This window comes from Oscillibacter sp. KLE 1728, assembly GCF_934833455.1.
GTDB classification, from domain to species: domain Bacteria; phylum Bacillota; class Clostridia; order Oscillospirales; family Oscillospiraceae; genus Oscillibacter; species Oscillibacter welbionis.
The window spans coordinates 1-4,505 of the sequence record NZ_CAKVVF010000121.1; the positions used below are offsets into that span (position 1 = coordinate 1).

Consider the following 4,505-nt stretch of genomic DNA (forward strand, 5'->3'; position numbering starts at 1 on the left):
ATGGCGCCGTTGGGGCAGGTGTCGCTGCAAGAACCGCAGTCCAGGCAAGCGGCAGCATCGATGACGTACTGGTCATCGCCCTGGCTGATAGCACCGGCGGGGCAAGCGTCCGCGCAGGAGCCACAGCTCACGCAGGCAGAAGTGATTTTGTAAGCCATGGGAAGCACCTCCATCAGAATTGTACCCCTATTGTAGCATACAAATTAAAAAAAGCAAGTACCAGCCGTTCAAATTCTATGGTTAAATTTTCGAAAAAATACGGGAAAGCGTCCAAAAATGACGTTTGTCAAGACTAACTGTTCATAAATTGTTTTCAAATAGGTCAAAGAAAGTCAAAATTCAGCTCTTGACATTTTGCTCGGGCGTGTTATACTAAACACAGAACAAAAGGTTAAAGAAAGTCAAAGTCAAAGAGACGAGGCGTTCTTTGGAAAGGGAGGAATCATCCGTGGGGATTTCCGATTTGATTGCCAGCTTTCTGCAGGAGAGTTTGGAGGAGACGGACGGTGGTGTGCTGGAGGTCCAGCGCAATGACCTGGCCCAGCGCTTCAATTGCGTACCCAGCCAGATCAACTACGTGATGTCCACCCGCTTTTCCCCGGAGCGGGGTTATATCGTGGAGAGCCGCCGGGGCGGCAATGGCTACATCCGGATCACCCGGGTCCGGGTGGACCGCCAGACGCTGCTGATGCAGGTCATCAACACCCTGGGCAGCCAGGTGGACCTGGCCTCCGCTCGGGCCATCCTGAACAATCTGGTCCAGGCCGGCGCCCTGGAGGAGAACGCAGGCCGGAGCATTCTGGCCGCCGTCGGCGACAAGGCCCTGGCCGCGGTCCCGCGGGAGAGCCGGGACACCGTCCGGGCGGACATCATGAAGCAGGTGCTGATCCTGCAGGTGTAGCCGGGACCCGGGCAGCGGGGAAAAATATTTCAATAAGCACGCACAGTTTCCAGATGATAGGAGGAATTGATTTATGAAATGCGAAAATTGTGGTAAGAATGAAGTTACCTTTGTGTATCGGAGCAACGTGAACGGCCATGTGGAAGAGAAGCACCTGTGCAGCGACTGCGCGGAAAAGCTGGGCTATACCCAGCGGCTGGGTGCCCAGAGCCAGCGGATGATGCAAAGCTTCTTCGGGAACAGCCTCTTTGGAAACGATTTCTTCGACGATTTCTTCTCTCCCATGCCCAGCCTGCTGGGGCGGAGAATGAAGATGCTGGAGGACCCCTTTGACGACTTCTTCGCCGAGATGCCGGCCCTGAGCGCCTCTCCTGTCCAGCAGCAGGAGGCAAAGCAGGAAAAGAAGGACGACCTGGTAGGCCAGGAGGACCAGAGCCGCTTTGCCTATCTGCGCCAGATGAACGCGCTGAAGCTGGAGATGAAGAAGGCTGTGCACCAGGAGAACTTTGAGCGGGCGGCGGAGCTGCGGGACCAGATCAGGTCTCTGGAGGCCGCTCACAAGGAGCAGAAGGAAAACAAGTAAACGGGACTTTCCCATGGAAAGGAAGGTAAGACACTATGAATGAGAACAAATTTTCGCCCAGGGCGGAGGAGGCCCTGCGGCTTTCCCAGGAGGCAGCCGGTGAGCTGGGCCACGGCTACGTGGGCACGGAGCACCTGCTGCTGGGCCTGATCCGGGAAGAGGAGGGCGTGGCCCACACCGTTCTGACGGAGGCGGGCCTCACCGATGACATGATCGTGGAGATCATCAAGAAGAGCGTGGGTGCCGGTCTGCCCGGCAGCAATCCCGCCCAGGGCCTCACCCCCCGCGCCAAGCGGGTGGTGGAGCTGGCCATGGAGGACTCCATGCGGGGCGGCTACAACTACGTGGGCACGGAGCACCTGCTGGCGGGCATCCTGCGGGAAGGCAACAATATGGCCGTCCGCATCCTGCGCACCGCTGGCGTGGATGCCCGTCACCTGTACACAGCCCTGATGCAGAAGCTGGGTGAGATGCCCCGGAGTCAGGCCGCCGATCCCGGCCGCTCCGGCACCAGCCCCGCAAAGGAGGATAACGGCAAGAACAAGACCCTGAAGGAGTTCACCCGGGACCTGACCGCCGACGCTCGGGCCGGCAAGCTGGACCCGGTCATCGGCCGGGACGGGGAGATCCAGCGGGTGATCCAGATTCTCTCCCGCCGCACCAAGAACAACCCCTGCCTGATCGGTGAGCCCGGTGTGGGCAAAACCGCCATCGCTGAGGGTCTGGCCCGGAAGATCGTTATGGGCGACGTACCCGACGAGATGCTGGACAAGCGCCTTTTGTCCCTGGACCTCAGCGGCATGGTGGCGGGCACCAAGTACCGGGGTGAGTTTGAGGAGCGGATTAAGAAGCTGCTGGAGGAGGTCAGGAAGTCCGGCAATGTGATCCTCTTCATCGACGAGCTCCATACCATCGTGGGCGCCGGCAGCGCCGAGGGCGCCGTGGACGCCGCCAACATCATCAAGCCGGCTCTGGGCCGGGGCGAGATCCAGGTGATCGGCGCCACCACCCTGAACGAGTACCGGAAGTATATCGAGAAGGACGCCGCCCTGGAGCGCCGGTTCCAGCCGGTGCAGGTGGGTGAGCCCAGCCAGGAGGCGTCTCTGGAGATCCTGAAGGGCCTGCGGGAGAAGTACGAGAAGCACCACAGCCTCCAGATCACCGACGAGGCCCTGGAGGCCGCCGTGAAGCTCTCCGCCCGGTATATCAACGACCGGTTCCTGCCGGACAAGGCCATCGACCTGATGGACGAGGCCGCCAGCCGGGTGCGGATGGAGACGGAGGAGATCTCCCCGGAGCTGAAGAGCCTGGAGGAGAAGATCGCCGCCCTGGCCAAGGACAAGGAGGCTGCCATCGAGAAGCAGGACTATGAGACCGCCGCCAAGCTGCGGGACATTGAGAAGGACTACCAGGAGCAGGTGGAGATGGAGCGGGAGAAGCGCCGCAAGAACAACACCCAGCACCGCCCGGTGAACGCTGACGACATTGCCGCCGTGGTGGCCGGCTGGACCGGCATCCCCGTCACCCGTCTGACGGAGGATGAGGGCACCCGCCTGCTGCACATGGAGGACACCCTCCACGAGCGGGTAGTGGGTCAGGACGAAGCCGTAAAGGCCGTGGCCCGGGCCATCCGTCGGGGCCGTGTGGGTCTGAAGGATCCGAAGCGCCCCATCGGCTCCTTCCTGTTCCTGGGCCCCACCGGCGTGGGAAAGACGGAGCTGTGCAAGTCCCTGGCAGAGGCCATGTTCGGCGATGAGAACGCCATGATCCGGATCGATATGTCCGAGTATATGGAGCGGCACACAGTGTCCCGTCTGATTGGCTCCCCGCCGGGCTATGTGGGCCACGAGGAGGGCGGTCAGCTGACGGAGAAGGTGCGGCGCAAGCCCTACTCCGTGGTACTGTTTGACGAGATCGAAAAGGCCCACGAGGATGTGTGGAACATCCTGCTGCAGCTTCTGGATGACGGCCGGATCACCGACTCTCAGGGCAGGACGGTGGACTTCAAGAACACCGTCATCGTCATGACCAGCAACATCGGTGCCCGCAGCCTCACTGCCATGGGCAGCAAGCTGGGCTTTTCCGCCGAGGAGCGGGACTCCGATCCTGACGCTGAAAAGAAGTTCGAGACCGCCCGGGAGCAGGTGATGGCGGAGCTGCGTCAGACCTTCCGCCCGGAGTTCCTAAACCGGATCGACGATATCATCGTATTCCGCCCCCTGACGGAGGAGGACATCCGGGAAGTGGCCCGGCGGATGCTGAAGACCGTCTCCACCCGGATGGAGACCATGGGCATCCATCTGGATGCCAGCGACGAGGCTGTGGCAGAGCTGGCTAAGGAGGGCTTTGATCCCAAGTACGGGGCCCGTCCCCTGCGCCGGGCCATCCAGAGCAAGGTGGAAGACGCCGTGGCCGAGAAGATGCTGGACGGCACCCTCAAGGCCGGTGACACCGCCAAGCTTACCGTGGAGAACAATCGACTCTGCGTTTCCAAGTGAAGAGACCTGGTCAAGCCGTCCGGAGGCCCCATAGCCTCCGGGCGGCCTTTCCGACATACCGGCCGGAAGCGAATAGACTTGACTTTGGCGGAGAAACAGGTAAAATAGAGAGGTATAAATGAACCCATCGTGCTGTCCACGATCCAGTAAAAGATGGTGCCAGAGTGCCAACGCGGCGGATCGCAGAGTATATTGCCGCACGTATGTGGGGAAGAACGCCCCCGGGCGGGAGAAATATCTATGACCAAATGTAGCGTAGTTGGCAGCACGCGTGATTTGGGAGGATAGACGACTCATCCATTCCCCCAAAAGCGGAACTCCGGAAGTCCTTGGGACAGTAGCTTGCGGCGGAAATCTATCAGTTGAAAAACTCCCGCAAAATTGGGCGTGACCACAGCGCCGCCCACAGACACGAAAAACTTGCTTTTTCCTTCTCTGCATGGTATCATGCAGAAAAATCGAATATCCGGGTGTAGCGCAGTTGGTAGCGCACGTGATTTGGGTGGATAGATGACCTATCCAT

Annotated in this window: 4 protein-coding genes; 3 read left to right on the plus strand and 1 reads right to left on the minus strand. The window is 60.2% G+C overall.

Annotated elements, in window-relative coordinates:
* Positions 1–158: 4Fe-4S ferredoxin (fdxA, locus tag QVE23_RS10445; protein WP_287968177.1), on the minus strand; the 158-nt coding region annotated here is incomplete at its 3' end.
* Positions 159–448: 290 nt separating this feature from the next.
* On the opposite strand from fdxA, the gene QVE23_RS10450 reads away from it, so the two are divergent.
* The 3 genes from QVE23_RS10450 to QVE23_RS10460 all read left to right on the plus strand — a co-directional run bounded on the left by QVE23_RS10450 (position 449) and on the right by QVE23_RS10460 (position 3,982).
* Positions 449–901: a CtsR family transcriptional regulator gene (locus QVE23_RS10450; protein WP_025544308.1), complete on the plus strand. Its 453-nt coding sequence runs from the start codon at positions 449–451 to the stop codon at positions 899–901.
* Positions 902–974: 73 nt separating this feature from the next.
* Positions 975–1,484 (plus strand): UvrB/UvrC motif-containing protein, encoded by a 510-nt coding sequence (locus tag QVE23_RS10455; protein ID WP_021749162.1) that lies wholly within the window; start codon positions 975–977, stop codon positions 1,482–1,484.
* Positions 1,485–1,519: 35 nt separating this feature from the next.
* Positions 1,520–3,982 carry an ATP-dependent Clp protease ATP-binding subunit gene (locus QVE23_RS10460; protein WP_287553554.1) on the plus strand — a complete coding sequence of 821 codons (2,463 nt, stop codon included), beginning with the start codon at positions 1,520–1,522 and terminating at the stop codon, positions 3,980–3,982.
* The last annotated feature ends 523 nt before the right edge of the window (positions 3,983–4,505 follow it).

What these genes read in the sequence shown, in the direction of transcription:
- QVE23_RS10455 (WP_021749162.1), top strand. Translation starts at nt 975, where the DNA reads ATGAAATGCGAAAATTGTGGTAAGAATGAAGTTACCTTTGTGTATCGG.
- QVE23_RS10460 (WP_287553554.1), top strand. Translation starts at nt 1,520, where the DNA reads ATGAATGAGAACAAATTTTCGCCCAGGGCGGAGGAGGCCCTGCGGCTT.